This is a genomic window from Geobacillus sp. B4113_201601 (assembly GCF_001587475.1).
In the GTDB taxonomy this organism is placed as follows: domain Bacteria; phylum Bacillota; class Bacilli; order Bacillales; family Anoxybacillaceae; genus Geobacillus; species Geobacillus icigianus.
The window spans coordinates 1-14266 of the sequence record NZ_LQYX01000007.1 but is presented as its reverse complement, the minus strand read 5'-3'; the positions used below and the strand labels follow the sequence as shown (position 1 = coordinate 14266).

13 protein-coding genes are annotated in these 14266 nt (G+C 51.5%); 3 read left to right on the top strand and 10 right to left on the bottom strand.

What is annotated here, in order from left to right; all coding sequences use genetic code 11:
- Positions 1-19: 19 nt before the first annotated feature.
- On the bottom strand, positions 20-826 hold the full coding sequence (locus B4113_RS01275; protein WP_033020737.1) for a uroporphyrinogen-III synthase: 807 nt from the start codon (positions 824-826) through the stop codon (positions 20-22).
- Between the two features lie 579 nt (positions 827-1405).
- On the opposite strand from B4113_RS01275, the gene B4113_RS01270 reads away from it, so the two are divergent.
- Both B4113_RS01270 and map read left to right on the top strand, forming a co-directional pair.
- Positions 1406-2710, top strand: coding sequence for a sensor histidine kinase (locus B4113_RS01270; protein WP_033020735.1), 1305 nt, complete (start codon positions 1406-1408; stop codon positions 2708-2710).
- Between the two features lie 156 nt (positions 2711-2866).
- Positions 2867-3616 (top strand): type I methionyl aminopeptidase, encoded by a 750-nt coding sequence (gene map, locus B4113_RS01265; RefSeq protein ID WP_033020734.1) that lies wholly within the window; start codon positions 2867-2869, stop codon positions 3614-3616.
- A gap of 147 nt (positions 3617-3763) precedes the next feature.
- On the opposite strand, the gene B4113_RS01260 is transcribed toward map, so the two are convergent.
- A complete protein-coding gene (locus B4113_RS01260) occupies positions 3764-4165 on the bottom strand; it encodes a secondary thiamine-phosphate synthase enzyme YjbQ (RefSeq protein ID WP_033020733.1) in 402 nt (133 codons plus the stop codon).
- Between the two features lie 89 nt (positions 4166-4254).
- On the opposite strand from B4113_RS01260, the gene B4113_RS01255 reads away from it, so the two are divergent.
- On the top strand, positions 4255-5238 hold the full coding sequence (locus B4113_RS01255; protein ID WP_061912124.1) for an MBL fold metallo-hydrolase: 984 nt from the start codon (positions 4255-4257) through the stop codon (positions 5236-5238).
- Positions 5239-5313: 75 nt separating this feature from the next.
- On the opposite strand, the gene B4113_RS01250 is transcribed toward B4113_RS01255, so the two are convergent.
- The 8 genes from B4113_RS01250 to B4113_RS19320 form a co-directional block, all read right to left on the bottom strand.
- Positions 5314-6162 (bottom strand): TIGR03943 family protein, encoded by an 849-nt coding sequence (locus B4113_RS01250; protein WP_033020731.1) that lies wholly within the window; start codon positions 6160-6162, stop codon positions 5314-5316.
- Positions 6163-6177: 15 nt separating this feature from the next.
- Positions 6178-7044 carry a permease gene (locus tag B4113_RS01245; RefSeq protein ID WP_033843819.1) on the bottom strand — a complete coding sequence of 289 codons (867 nt, stop codon included), beginning with the start codon at positions 7042-7044 and terminating at the stop codon, positions 6178-6180.
- 128 nt (positions 7045-7172) lie between these two features.
- Positions 7173-9044: a fructose-specific PTS transporter subunit EIIC gene (locus B4113_RS01240; protein ID WP_033843818.1), complete on the bottom strand. Its 1872-nt coding sequence runs from the start codon at positions 9042-9044 to the stop codon at positions 7173-7175.
- A 24-nt stretch (positions 9045-9068) separates the two neighbouring features.
- The gene (gene pfkB, locus B4113_RS01235) at positions 9069-9977 is read right to left on the bottom strand and encodes a 1-phosphofructokinase (protein WP_033843817.1); all 909 of its coding nucleotides are present in this window, start codon (positions 9975-9977) and stop codon (positions 9069-9071) included.
- Positions 9974-10726, bottom strand: a complete 753-nt coding sequence (locus B4113_RS01230) for a DeoR/GlpR family DNA-binding transcription regulator (protein WP_033843816.1) — start codon at positions 10724-10726, stop codon at positions 9974-9976. The genes pfkB and B4113_RS01230 overlap by 4 nt, the downstream gene beginning before the upstream one ends.
- A gap of 282 nt (positions 10727-11008) precedes the next feature.
- The gene (locus B4113_RS01225; protein WP_033843815.1) at positions 11009-12835 is read right to left on the bottom strand and encodes a diguanylate cyclase; all 1827 of its coding nucleotides are present in this window, start codon (positions 12833-12835) and stop codon (positions 11009-11011) included.
- Between the two features lie 186 nt (positions 12836-13021).
- Positions 13022-13621, bottom strand: a complete 600-nt coding sequence (locus tag B4113_RS01220) for a DUF5317 domain-containing protein (protein WP_033021550.1) — start codon at positions 13619-13621, stop codon at positions 13022-13024.
- A 415-nt stretch (positions 13622-14036) separates the two neighbouring features.
- Entirely contained in the window at positions 14037-14186 is a 150-nt protein-coding gene (locus B4113_RS19320) for a FeoB-associated Cys-rich membrane protein (RefSeq protein WP_108209760.1), read from the bottom strand.
- Between the last annotated feature and the right edge of the window lie 80 nt (positions 14187-14266).

Here is a 14266-nt window from a genome sequence, read left to right as displayed (position 1 = left end):
CACCCAGAAGCAAAAGCGCTCAAAACGCGATCGATTGTTGAAAATAACGGGCAAGCGTCACGATCATCGCCCCCATCCGCTCATGTTCGGGAGCGATGACGCGATGGACTCCCTCTTCTTCCAACGCCTCTTTTGACACTTTGCCGACGGCGCAGGCGACAACATCGGCGCCGAACGCCTCAAGCAGCGGGGCGATCTCTTTTTTCTCGCGGGCAAACGAAAAGAAAAAACGGACTTGCATCGCCGAGGTAAAACAGACAGCATCGACCTCGCGACCGACCACTTCGTTGTATAGCGTCTCAAGCGTCTCTTCATCTGGAGCGACATGCCGGTATGGAAGCAGTTCCGTATAGGACGCGCCCCGCTCAAGAAAAAATTGGCGAAGCGCCGGAGCCGTGTCGCCGTACAGCTGCACAACCACGTTTTGGTTCGCAAAGTCGTGCCTGCGAAGAACAGCAATCACCCCTTTCGTCGTCCCGTCCTCACTTGCGGCCACCGGGGTGACGCCGATTTGTTTCAACGCCGTTACCGTTTTATAGCCACGGGCGGCGACACAAGCATTCTCGATCGCCCGCCTCCACTCGTTGATGATCCCTTCTCTTTCGGCCGCTTCCCAAAGCGCCGCAAATCCAATGCCGGTCGTAAACACGATCCAGTCCGGACGCATCGCAATGGTGGTTCGTATTTCTTCCCCCAACTCGTTTCCTTTCGCCAATACCGTTCCTTGCGCCGGGCGAATGACGGCCGTTCCTCCTTGCTTTTCAATAAGAGTCGTCATCTCATCCAGTTTGCGTGAGGCGCACAACGCAATTCGTTTGCCACGCATCCGTTTTCCCTCCGATCGTCTAGCCGTTGTCGTTTTCATTCTAAAAAAATCGCCCCTGCCTATGCAAGAAACGAGACCGAAACGCCCCGAACGGTTTTGCGCACCATTCCAAAGATCCGTGAACGAATGTTTGCTCCCTAAAAAAACAACCGCAAGAGGAAATAGACTGTTTTCACAAAAACAGCCCTTTTTACCTATGATACATGGCATTTTTATTCGACATCTTGCTGATCGCTCGTCGTTTTATACCATATCAGCTTGCTTTTAGAAGGCTGGTGAAAAACGGTTGTTTCTCTTAAACAACAGGGGAGCGTTTGAAAGCCGATCTTGGGTGCGACAGGGCTTTTCTATTGGAAAAACAAGGCTAGTAAGCGGCCTGTTTCCTTAAATCACCGCCCTTTTAGATGAAAACGGAAGCGAAAAATCAGAACCTTTTTTGTCGAAAAAACAAGATTTATATCAAAAAAAGGCTACGAAATCCGCCTTAACATCCTACTGGTTTTCCGGTTACAATGTAGTATATTCGCAGTTTTTGTAGAATTTCGGCTATGCAGCTGACGATGGAAAGAAGGTGCCGCGATGATCAGTATTTTCAAAGATTTTTTGCTCAACGTATTCTTCATTCTCCTACCGGTGTTTCTCGTTCCATTCTGGATGGAGCGAGAAAAGGGGACGGAGCGCCTCCGCCTTTACTTGCCGACGGCTTGTTACGCCGCCGTGATCGTTTTATGCATGACCCTGCCTGTCGGGGCGGGAAGCAGCTTTATTTTCGACTTGCGGCAAATCCCTCTTTGGCTTGGCAGTTTGTATGGCGGAGCAGGAGCGGCAGCGTTTTTGTCGTGCACGGCGATTGTCTATCGTTCCCTATTCGGCGGAGCGGGCGTGCTGGTCAATGCTCTCGTGTCCATCGCCATCGCAGCGGCAAGCAGTGTATTGACAAAAACGTTTGTACGGCTGCCGACCAAACAGCGAACGCTGCTGGCGACAGCGCTCAGCTTTGCTTCCGGCCTGTTGACGACCATCTTGACGGTGTGGATCAACACTCCGGACCGTCCCCCGCTTTCCGTCTCACTCCTTTTTTTGCTTATGCAGCCGGCCAGCATGGCCGTCGCCTGTCTGTTTCAAGAAATGGTGCACCATAATATCGCGCTGCGCAAGCGGATTATTCGCGCCGAGAAAATGGAGGCCATCACCCATCTCGCCGCGTCCATCTCTCATGAAATCCGCAACCCGCTCACCGCGGCGCGCGGGTTTATCCAACTGATCGAAGAGCAGCCGCTTGCCGCCGATAAGCGCCGCCAGTACGCGCGCATCGCCATGGAAGAGCTCGATCGGGCCGAAGCGATCATCACCGATTATTTAACCTTTGCCAAACCGGCGCCGGAAACACCAGAGAAACTGAACGTCAAGCTCGAAATCGAGCGGGTCATCGACATCATCCGCCCGCTGGCGAACATGAGCTGCGTTGACGTTAAGGCAACGCTCGCCCCTTTTTCCGTCATCGGCGAACGGGAAAAATTCCGCCAATGTTTGCTCAACGTGATGAAAAACGCTATTGAAGCGATGCCCAACGGCGGAATTTTGCACGTATACGTCTCTGTTGAACAAGGGCGGTTGCTCATCCGCATCGCCGACACCGGCGTCGGCATGACGAAAGAACAGCTCGAACGGTTGGGCGAGCCGTACTTTACGACGAAGGGCATCAAAGGCACCGGCCTTGGAATGATGGTCGTCTACCGCATCATTGAATCGATGAACGGCACGATTCGAATCGAAAGCGAGATACATAAAGGGACGACGGTGTCGATTTATTTGCCGCTCGCTCCGTCTCCTTCTTCCGCAACGATTTCCGATAAGGAAAAGCAGCTGTTTGCCGCTTTGTGACAGAGAAGATTGGCGAAACGATCTCGGGGAGCGGTCCTTCCCTTTCGGTCACCAGCCTTCTTTCCATTTAGAACAAATCGCCGCGGTTTCACATCACCGTTCTTTTTGCTACAATACTATCGAAGCGAAACACATCGAGGAAAAGGAGACAGTTGCATGATTCACGTCAAAACCGAACGGGAGATTCAATTGATGCGCGAGGCGGGGAAACTCTTGGCCGCCTGCCATCAAGAAATCGCCAAACGGATCAGACCGGGAGTGACCACGATGGAAATCGACCGGTTCGTCGAGACGTTTTTGGCTAAATACGGCGCCAAACCGGAACAAAAAGGATACCGCGGCTATCCGTATGCGACATGCGCTTCCATTAACGATGAAATTTGCCACGGGTTTCCGCGCAATGAGCCGCTGAAAGAAGGCGATATCGTCACGATCGACTTTGTCGTCAACTGGCGCGGGGCGCTCGCCGATTCCGCCTGGACGTACGCCGTCGGCGAGGTTGACAAAGACGTGAAAAAGCTGCTTGACGTCACCGAACAGTCGCTCTATAAAGGGATCGAACAAGCGGTTCTCGGCAATCGAATCGGCGACATCGGCCACGCCATTCAAACGTATGTTGAAGCGCACGGCTTTTCCGTCGTCCGCGATTTCACCGGGCACGGCATCGGACCGACGATCCACGAAGAGCCGTACGTCCCCCACTTCGGTGAAAAAGGAAAAGGGATGCGCTTAAAGGAAGGGATGGTCATCACGATCGAACCGATGGTCAACATGGGGGCATGGCAAAGCAAAATGGATGCGAACGGCTGGACGGCGCGGACGATCGACGGCTCGTATTCAGCGCAATATGAACATACGATCGCCATTACGAAAAACGGACCGCTCATTTTAACGACGCTGGCGTAAGATGGCAACACCAACCGGCTGTTTGCCAACAGAAAAACCCGGGCAATGATGGCCCGGGGGCTTTTCTATGCTTTTTCCCATTGGCTGACGATATGATTCAGCTATCCTTTTTCCTTGTTTTAATGTTTACATAATAAAATTATGGTTTCATCCCCTGATAACTTTCACGTAAAACGTCCGTTGGCGCGGCCCATCATATTCACAAAAATAGACCCCTTGCCACCGTCCAAGCAGCAGCCGGCCTTCGTGAATGATGACGTGCTGCGAGGCGCCAACCGTGCTCGCTTTCATATGGGCGGCCGTGTTTCCTTCCATATGGCGATCAAGCGGATGCTCCCACGGATAGATGTCATCAAAGCGGCGCATCATGTCGCGCTTAACATCGGGATCCGCGTTTTCGTTGATCGTGATTCCCGCCGTCGTGTGCGGACAATAGACAACAGCGACCCCTTCGGTCACATTAGCCTGGCGCACCGTCTCCTCGACGAATGAAGTAATGTCGATCATTTCATCCCGCTTGGCAGTGCAGATTGCAAACGAACGAAGCATACATTCCCCCCCTGCCTGGGCAAACATTTTGTATTGAAAAGAAAGGTTTGCTACTCTAATCATAGCGCAAAAACAAGGAGAGGACCACGATGCCGAAACGATACGAAAATTTAGACAATGTATCTACGCACAAAACATGGGCCGACTTTCGCCGCTGGCAGCAGGAGCGAAAACAAAAACGAAAAGATTTGTCATACGTCGTACCGCATGTTTCCCCCGCTCAATATGAGCGGCTTCAGAAGCCGAACGGACGGCCCCAGCTCTGTTGGATCGGCCATTCGACATTCATCGTGCAGATGAACGACATTACGATCGTCACCGATCCTGTCTGGGCGAAGTGGATGGGAACGGCCAAACGCCTGTCGGCCCCGGGTGTGCCGCTTGATAAGATGCCGCCTGTTGACGTCGTGCTCATTTCCCACGGCCATTATGACCATTTGCATTTCGGCAGCCTCCGCCGTTTGCCCGGCGACCCGCACATGTTCGTGCCCGAGGGGCTCGGCCGCCTATTCCGCCGCCGCGGCTACCGCCATGTCACCGAACTGTCATGGTGGGAAACGGCGTCTTTCTGCGGTCTGTCCTTGACGTTCGTTCCCGCCCAACATTGGACACGGCGGACGTTGTGGGACACGAACACCTCACACTGGGGTGGATGGGTGATCGAGGCAGACGCCGCCCCCACCATCTACTTCGCCGGTGACAGCGGTTATTTCCGCGGTTTTCGCGACATCGGCGAACGCTTTTCCATCGACTATGCGCTCTTGCCAATTGGCGCGTATGAGCCGGAATGGTTTATGGGACCGCAGCACACCACACCGGAAGAAGCGGTGCAGGCGTTTTTGGACTGCCGCGCCCGCCTGTTCGTGCCGATGCATTACGGCACGTTCCGCCTCGCCGACGATACGCCAAAAGAGGCGCTTGACCGCCTATGGGCCGAATGGCAGCGGCGCGAGCTGGACGATGCCCGCCTGCTTTGCCTGAGGCTCGGCGAGGTAATCGATACTACCCAAGCGTTGGCGACCGTCTCATTCATCCGTGCGCCCAGTCAAACTACGGAAAAACAACAGACATAATGATCGTCACGCGCAACAGCGCCGCGGGCGGGGGATTCACGGAGAAGAGCGGGCCATCCCGTCCGCGGCCCGCTCTTATTCATTGAATTGACGATATACGTACGGCTCCTTCGGCTTTTCCACCCGCTTCCATGACGTCACCTTGACATACGGGAGCGTCAGATGAAATGGCTGGTAATACATAGTCGATAACGTGCCTTTCACATGAACCCACTCATCATTTTGCAGCGGCACCGCCTTTGGAAACTGAACAAGCAACCCATATACTCCGGAATCGGCCACACAATGAATGATTCCAAAGCGAAGGAGAAACGCCTCATTGGCGCGCGCCGTTTCCTCACGGTAAACAAACCCGGTGAATTCAATGTCGCGGGCGGCAAATGCACCGGGAAACTGATAAATCGTTTCCATGACATTTAAATAGTTTTGCTCATTCAACTCTAAGCGAGCGAGACGACGATACTTCTTTAACTCTTTGTCCATGGCGTTTTGATAATCGTCCCGTCCATAATACATGCTCGAATCCGGACGCAAAAACTGCCGCTGGGCAAACGGGTCGCCGCTGTCAGCCGCCATCCCGGGAATATGGATTCCTTTCGCCCGAACGATATCAGAATCTAGCGTCGCCACTGGAAACAAGAAGGCGGAAACAAGCGGAAAAACAAAAATAAGGTAATGGACCGCCCGCTTCCAGCGCGCGGACGGCTCATGATGGTGATGGCCGCAGCACTCCTCCCCATGATCGCGCGCTTCCTCGTTGCGGCTTGCCAGCACAAATTGCACAACCGTTAAAAAAGCAAACATAATCATCGCACTAAACGAAATATACGAATATCGCATATTAATGTATTGGCTCAACTCTCCAGTAATGTACAAATGAAAAAACAAAAACGCAAACCCAAGCAAAAGATACATGCGAATCATGCCGCCACCTCCTTGCTAGATCAACAGCGAACCGGCAAACACGAACAACGTGATATAAGCAATCAGCTTCCACACAAATCGGGCGCGAAACGACTGGAACAACATGAGCGTATTTTTCACATCAAGCATCGGCCCAAAAACGAGAAACGCGGCCAACGCGTGAAACGGAAACGTGCTTTGAAACGACGAGGCAATAAACGCGTCCGCTTCCGAACAGAGCGACAAGACAAAGGCAAGCGCCATCATGACCAAAGAAGCCGCCGCTTTCCCATTGCCGATCGAAACAAGCGCTGACGTTTTCACATACGTTTGCATCACCGAAGCAATGAACGCCCCGATGATCAAATACTTCCCGGTCGCAAAAAATTCATCGATCGTATGGCGCAGAGTGCCGATCAGTTTCTCTTTCCACGTGCGGGGCATCGGTGACAGCTCGCGCCGCTCGTCGCGCAACTCGCCACCTTTATGCCAGATCGCCACCACGGCGCCGACCGCGACCGCGACAGCGCAAGCAAACAAAGCTCGACACAATACCATCGTCCAACTGCTTCCGAAAGCAATATATGTCGAAAACAGTACGACCGGATTGATGACCGGCGCCGTTAACATAAACGGCACGGCCGCGTAAAGCGGCACCCCTTTCGCGACGAGCCGCCGAGTGATCGGCACGATGCTGCATTCGCAGGAAGGGAAAAACACCCCGAGCAACGTGGCAGAAACAATGGCCAACAAGCGGTTTTTCGGCACCCATCGCTTGACGGTCTCTTCACTGACAAACATTTGAATGACGCCGGAAACGAACACCCCGAGCACAACGAACGGCAACGATTCGATCAATAGGCTGAGAAAAATCGTATTCAGCTGCAAGAACGTGTTCATCATGGGTTCTCCTCTCATTTACAACCGTTCATTTTATCATGGAAAATGACCATTGTCATGAAAATTTGGTAAGAAAATAATGCACTCCATAACAAAAAAGGCGCTCCGCCTTTGGCGAAACGCCTCTTCTATTATTCTTCCACTTCTTTTTTCCACAGCCCGACCATCAATGCCGTGATGATGGAACCAATCAAAATAGCCAACATATAAAGCCATGCGCTGCCTTTGACGATCGGGATGACGAAAATCCCGCCGTGCGGCGCCGGCAACCCGATATGGAACCACATCGTCAACGCGCCCGCCACCGCCGAGCCGACGATAATCGACGGAATGACCCGCACCGGGTCCGCGGCGGCAAACGGAATCGCCCCTTCGGTAATGAACGAAGCCCCCATGATATAGCACGTTTTTCCGGCTTCCCGCTCCGCTTTCGTGAATTTCTTTTTAAAGAACGTTGTCGCCAGCGCCAATCCGAGCGGCGGCACCATCCCGCCAGCCATAATCGCTGCATGCGGCGCAAAGTTGCCCGCTTCAATCATCGCCAAGCCAAACGTATACGCCGCTTTGTTGATCGGTCCGCCCATATCGACCGCCATCATGCCGCCCAACACCGCGCCAAGCAGCACTAAGTTGGCGGTGCCCATGCCGGAAAGCCAATGTTTCAGCCCTTCATTCAACGCCTTGACAGGATCGATGACGACATACATCATGATGACGCCGGTGAGAAAAATGCCGAATACCGGATAGAGCAGCACCGGTTTAATCCCTTCCAGCGACTGCGGCAACCGGCTGAACAGGTGGCGCAGCCCGACGACCAAATACCCGGCCAGAAAGCCAGCGATCAATCCGCCCAAGAACCCCGCCCCACCGTTCGCCGCCAGAAACCCACCGACCATCCCCGGCGCAAAGCCTGGCCGGTCGGCGATGCTCATGGCGATGAACGCGGCCAGCACAGGAACCATTAACGCAAACGCATTGCCGCCGCCAATGTCCTTTAACAATTTCGCAAACGGATGATACGACGGATCTTGCGGATCAAACGCTTTAATGCCAAAGGTGAAGGAAAGCGCAATCAAAATCCCGCCGCCGACGACAAACGGAAGCATATTCGATACACCGTTCATCAAATGCTTGTAAAAACCGGTGCGCGGCTTCGCCGCTTCCGCGCTGCCCTGGACTTGGCCGCTCGCCCGATAAATCGGTGCGTCTTGACGCAACGCCTGCTCGATCAGCTTTTCCGGCTGACGAATCGCTTGGGCGACCGGCACTTGAATGACGCGTTTGCCGTCGAAGCGGTCCATTTCGACTTGTTTATCGGCGGCGACAATGATCGCCGTTGCCTCTTCAATCTCCTGCGCCGTCAGCGCGTTTTTCACGCCGTCGGAGCCGTTTGTCTCGACTTTGATCGCCACTCCCATTTCCGCCGCTTTCGCTTTCAGCGCATCCGCCGCCATATACGTATGGGCAATCCCGGTCGGGCAGGCGGTGACAGCAAGCACCTTCCGGCCGCTGCCAGCCGATGCGGCCTGCGGCGACGATGCATTTCCTTCGCTCTCTTTTGCCGCCAGCAAACCGATGACTTCCTCTTCGCTTGAAGCGTTTTCAAACTTGGCGCGGAACGACGCGTCCATCAGCAGCGAAGACAATCGGGCCAGCGCCTGCAAATGCGTCTGTTCCCCACCTTCTGGCGCGGCGATCATGAAAAACAAATGGCTTGGCTTGCCGTCGAGCGACTCGTAATCAATGCCGGCGACTGAACGGCCGAACGCCACCGCTGGGCGCTTGACCGCCGCTGTTTTGGCGTGCGGAATGGCGATGCCATCCCCGACGCCGGTCGTGCTTTGCTTTTCGCGCGCCCAAATGGCTTGTTTGAACGCCTCGACATCGCTGATCGCTCCCGCTTCGGCGAGCTTCGCCGCCAACTCATCAATCACTTCGCTCTTTGTCTTCGCCTGAAGATGAAGAATGATCGTTTCTTTCGTCAACAAATCAGTGATATTCATTGTGTGATCCCCCTTGATTTCCGGTTATAAACGCGCGACGCGGACGCGACCAACGAGCGTTTTCACTTCTTCTTTCGTGCATAAATCCTCGGAAAACGCGGTCGCGCTTCCGGCCGCCACGCTGTAGGCGAACACTTCCTCGAGCGATTTTCCGCTCGCGTGGGCGGCTAAAAACCCGGCGACCATCGAATCGCCTGCCCCGACCGAGTTTCGGACCGTTCCCTCGGGCGCTTCGGCAAACAGTTCCGCCTCCTCGCCAAAATAAAACGCGCCAGCGCCGCCCATCGACACAATGACATGACGGCCCATCTCGGCCAAACGGCGGCCATAGATGACGACTTCTTCTTTCGTCAGTGCAGAGACGCCAAACAGCTCAGCCAGCTCATGATGGTTCGGCTTGACAAGAAACGGCTGATACGCCAGCAGCGTCCGGAGCGCCGGTCCGCTCGTATCGATGACAAGACGGACCTGCCGCTTCGCTGCCTCCGCAGCCAGCTGTTCATATGCCTCCACTGGCAACGAAGGCGGGGCACTTCCCGCCAACACAAGGACGTCACCGGCGGAAAGCGCTGCGATTTTCGCGATCAGCCGCCTCACCTCCTCGCTGGAGATCACCGGGCCTTGACCGTTAATTTCCGTCTCAAGCCCGGCTTTTAGCTTCACATTGATGCGCGTCGGGCCGGGAACGTGAACGAAATCGCACGCGATCCCTTCGTTCCGGAGCTCACTTTCGATAAACGCGCCGGTAAATCCGCCGGCAAACCCGAGCGCCGTGCTGTCGACGCCGAGGCGTTTGAGCACCCGCGACACGTTAATGCCTTTCCCACCCGGAAATGTCAACGTTTTCAAAGCGCGATTCAGTTCACCGACGCGCAGTTCATCCATATGGACAATATAATCAACCGATGGATTGAGCGTACACGTGTAAATCATGATGTCACAACCTCTACCGTCGTTTTTGCCTCATACCACTGCTGCCAATCTTCATCCAACTGATCGGTAATCAAAACCGCCTCATGCAAATCGGCAATTTTCGCGAACGCGCTTTCATTCAACTTTGAATGGTCAGCCAGCACATACGCGCGTTGCGCCAGCTGCATCGCCGTATATTTCACCAACGCCTCTTCCGGATCCGGCGTCGTATACCCGTAGTCGTAATGAACACCGTTGGCGCCGATGAAGCATTGGTCAAAGCGGTACTGCCGCAGCGACTCGATAGCGCCGCGACCGATCAACGCCTTCGTTTTCGGCTTGATCATGCCGCCAATCAAATACGTCGTCACGTTATGCTCAAGCAACCGCTCGACATGCATCACACCGTTCGTAACAACAGTAACTTCTTTGCCCGCCAAGTGCGGGATCATTTCCCACGTTGTCGTCCCCGCATCCAAATAAATGCAGTTCCCTTTTTGCACCAAGCTGGCCGCATAGGCGGCGATTCGCCGTTTTTCTTCGATATACTTCAGCGATTTTTCCGACACGCTTAACTCTTCACGTTTTTGCTGCAACAACGCCGCCCCGCCGTGCACGCGGCGCAGCTTCTTTTCGTTTTCAAGCTGCGTCAAATCGCGGCGAATCGTCGACTCCGACGCTCCGGTCGCGTCAACGAGCTCTTGCAGCTTGATGACCCCTTTTTGCGCCAAAAGCTCCAAAATGAGGCGGTGGCGTTCTTCGGTCAACACGTTCCCACCTCCCGTGAAGGGCGATATCGCTTACAGCTCTATCATACGCCAAAGGCGAGAAAAAATCAATCAAAAACATTCAATTTCTATCAATATCAATCAAAAATAAAAACAAACCAATCAAAATCAATCAACATTCCGTTTCCAAACCGATGTTCTTCTAACTACCACTGGAAACTTTCGGCGGACATCCTATTGGCAAACGGTCATAATTCATGGTCAAGTGGAGGGCAAACCGCTTCCGAAAAAATAAAAACACTTGCCATCGGCAAGTGCCTCCCTCTACTCCAACTGTTGCAGTTCCATCAGCGGCAAACAATGTTCACGAACAAACGCGATAAACTTCGCCGCGTATACCGGGTCAAACTGCGTCCCCGCGCAACGTTTGATTTCCTCAAGCGCTTCTTCAAACGTTTTCGTCGGCTGATACGGCCGCTCCGTCGTCATGGCGTCAAACGAGTCGATAATACACAAAATGCGGGCCAATTTTGGGATTTCTTCCCCTTTCAGCCCGTACGGATATCCTCTTCCATCATACCGCTCATGGTGAAGCTCAATCAGCGGAAGCAGGTCATCAAACCGCTTCTCCTCCGCTACGATTTCGCGTCCCCACGTCACGTGTTTTTTAATAATTTCCCATTCATGCTTTTCCAACTTTCCGCGCTTATTTAAGATATCGCGCGGCACCTCGATTTTGCCGATATCGTGAATCAGCGCCCCCAAGATCAAGGTCTGCCGCTCATGGTCAGTCAACTCGCTGAGACGGCTGCCAAACTCAAGCGCATATTTAAACACTCGTTTGCTATGGCGGTATGTATACACATCTTTTGAAAGGAAAAACTTCACTTGTTGCTCGAGCGCTTCCAAATCTTGTTTAAAACGAATTTCATCCAATCTCATATGATGCTTATCGTACAGCTGCACGTTATTTTTTCCTTGCGCTTTTGCATAATAGAGCGCCTGATCGGCTCGATGAATTAGCTCCTCGCTTTCATACATATCCTTTTCCATCTCGGCGATGCCGCACGAAAACGACAAACAACGGTACGGGATATGCTCAACGCCTTCAAAATATGTATCGTTCACTTCCTTGCGCAGCCGGTTTAAAAACACGTACGCCTCGTCCTTTATGGTATTGGGCATCAAAATGGCAAACTCTTCTCCGCCATAGCGGGCAACCGTAAAGTTGGTCCCCTCTACCGCGTTTTGCAGCAGCTTTCCAAAAAACGTCAACAACCGATCCCCTTGCAAATGGCCGTTGCGATCGTTATATTTTTTAAAATCGTCCAGATCAAGAAACGCCAACGTCAGCGGCTGCTTCAGCACCTTGCAGTCGGAGAACTGTTGCTTGAGCGTTTCTTTGAAATAGCCGTGGTTACAAAGACCGGTGAGGTGGTCTTTGTTGGCACGGTTGGATACTAATTGGTGTAAGTATAAAAATTTACGAAAAACAACTGAAAATACAATAACTAATATAGTAAATAAAAATAGTCCAAAATATTGTTCCTTGGTAAGTAAGATGGCTAAAACTAAAGATAATATTAAAGTTACTAAATAACCTACTACTGATTCTAGCAACACCCCTAAGTTAAATGCCCCTCTATAAACGCGCCCTAAAAAAAAGAAAAAAGTAAAGATTAAAGTTATATTTACTATGAAGTATGTTAACAAACTAGCCACATAAGGAAACAGATTATCTGTTCTAATTTCACCAATATCCCCACCAAAAAATAGAAAGGAATAATATGATCCAGCAATCATTAATGAGTATATTGAGAAATTGGATAAGTGCTTCCACCACTCCATTTTCCGCTTATATAAAAATTCTACTAAAATACTGATAAACAAAACCTTTAGTGCCATATCAATACCATATAAAAATACAACAGCTAAATAAATGGCCGAATCCATAGAAAATGAGTTATCTTTTGGCGGAAGATGAATTGAAAAGTAACTAAGTAAAAGAACTGCCGATGATAGAATATAGACAAAAACCCAATCTCTAAGAGATTGAGTCACAAAAACATCCTCCGCCCAGAAAATAAATAGCGTTATTAGAGTAATGAAACACAGATATACTTTACCTTGCCATTTTACTGTAAAATTCATAATAATAATCACTCACATTTTTATTTCTATAATCTTTATACAAAAAGGAAAAAAAGAGAGGGTGATTTTAGCTTCCAAATCTATAACCCGACGTCAACGCCACAATCACCGAACCGAGGATAAAGAGATTGATCAACACTTGTTTTGCTTTGACTTTCATTTTCTTCTCCTCCTTAAAAATTAGATTTATTTGTTGATCGCAGGAGCGGTCGTGGTTTCTTTCTCAGCATCATCTGCTCGATGCCGCGGTGCGCTGAGCATCAGATGCTGGATAAAGACGAACGCCCCTACGTTCATCACAACGTCGCCGATGCTGATGACTTGTTGGCGCGGGTACGGCGGAGACAGCGGGATGATGTCGCCGAGAAACGGCAGCAACGTGTCCGATGTGATCGCTTGGTGCTTGCCGTACAGACCGGCTTTTAACGCTTCAATGTATTCGCGGCCAAGAAATTGTGCAGCTTCGACGGATACCGGCATTCGCCCGCCGTTGACAGCCATCACGATAAAGTTGAGCAACACGCCGGCGAAAATCACTGAAAATCCTGGCTGATGGCGGTTGAGCCATAAAAAGACAAGCCCGGTGATGTAGACGAGAAGAAAAATCTCATTGCTTATTTTCGCGATCCATGTTACGTCTTCCTGAAGGAAAAAGATGACCATCTGCACCACCAGCAGCAGTGGAAACAACCAACCGCCGCGCAGTTTCATAGTAGCAAGCCCTTTCAAGCTGCCGCCGCGAAACCAGCCGATCAACAACGACAAGATGATTCCATCGTAAACCATAACGCCGTCCCCTTATACACCGAATTTTCTATCTTTTCTAAAACCAACGTCTTCACTTCTATTTTTACCGTTTTTTTCATCCCATGTAAATAGGCTATTCGTCCTAACTGTGAAAAAATTTTAATAAATATCGTCTTATTTCCCTTGGCTTCATTGTTTTTCGCAAAAAAAAAAGCGACAAAACAGTGTAATGTGCATCTAGAAGGTTGGTGATTGAGGGCAAAATACTACCGATTTTATCCGTTTCTCAATTAGAGAAACCTTGCAGAGCAAGCTTTCTTTTCTGAATGAAAACGCCGCCGATTCGTGTGTGACGGCCGTTTTTCACCACCCACTTAGACAACAGGAACGCCTTCCGTCGAACAATCAAGAAAACGGATTCCGATCACCATCAGGAATCCGTTTTCCCTGCCGATCATTGCCGCTCTGGTCCGCAGCTGCCAGCGCAGCGGTCGGCCGCATGGCATGCAGCGCATCTTCCTTTGGCGCTTTTTTTCACGTGACGGACTAGCGTCCACCCAGCATAGGAGAAAATCGCACCGCCAATGACGAGATTCGCAATCATCATCTTCTCCTCCCTCTAGAAATGTTGATTTATCAAGGCTTTTCGGCCCCTCAGGGGTGTCCAAAAAATATTTTTCGACA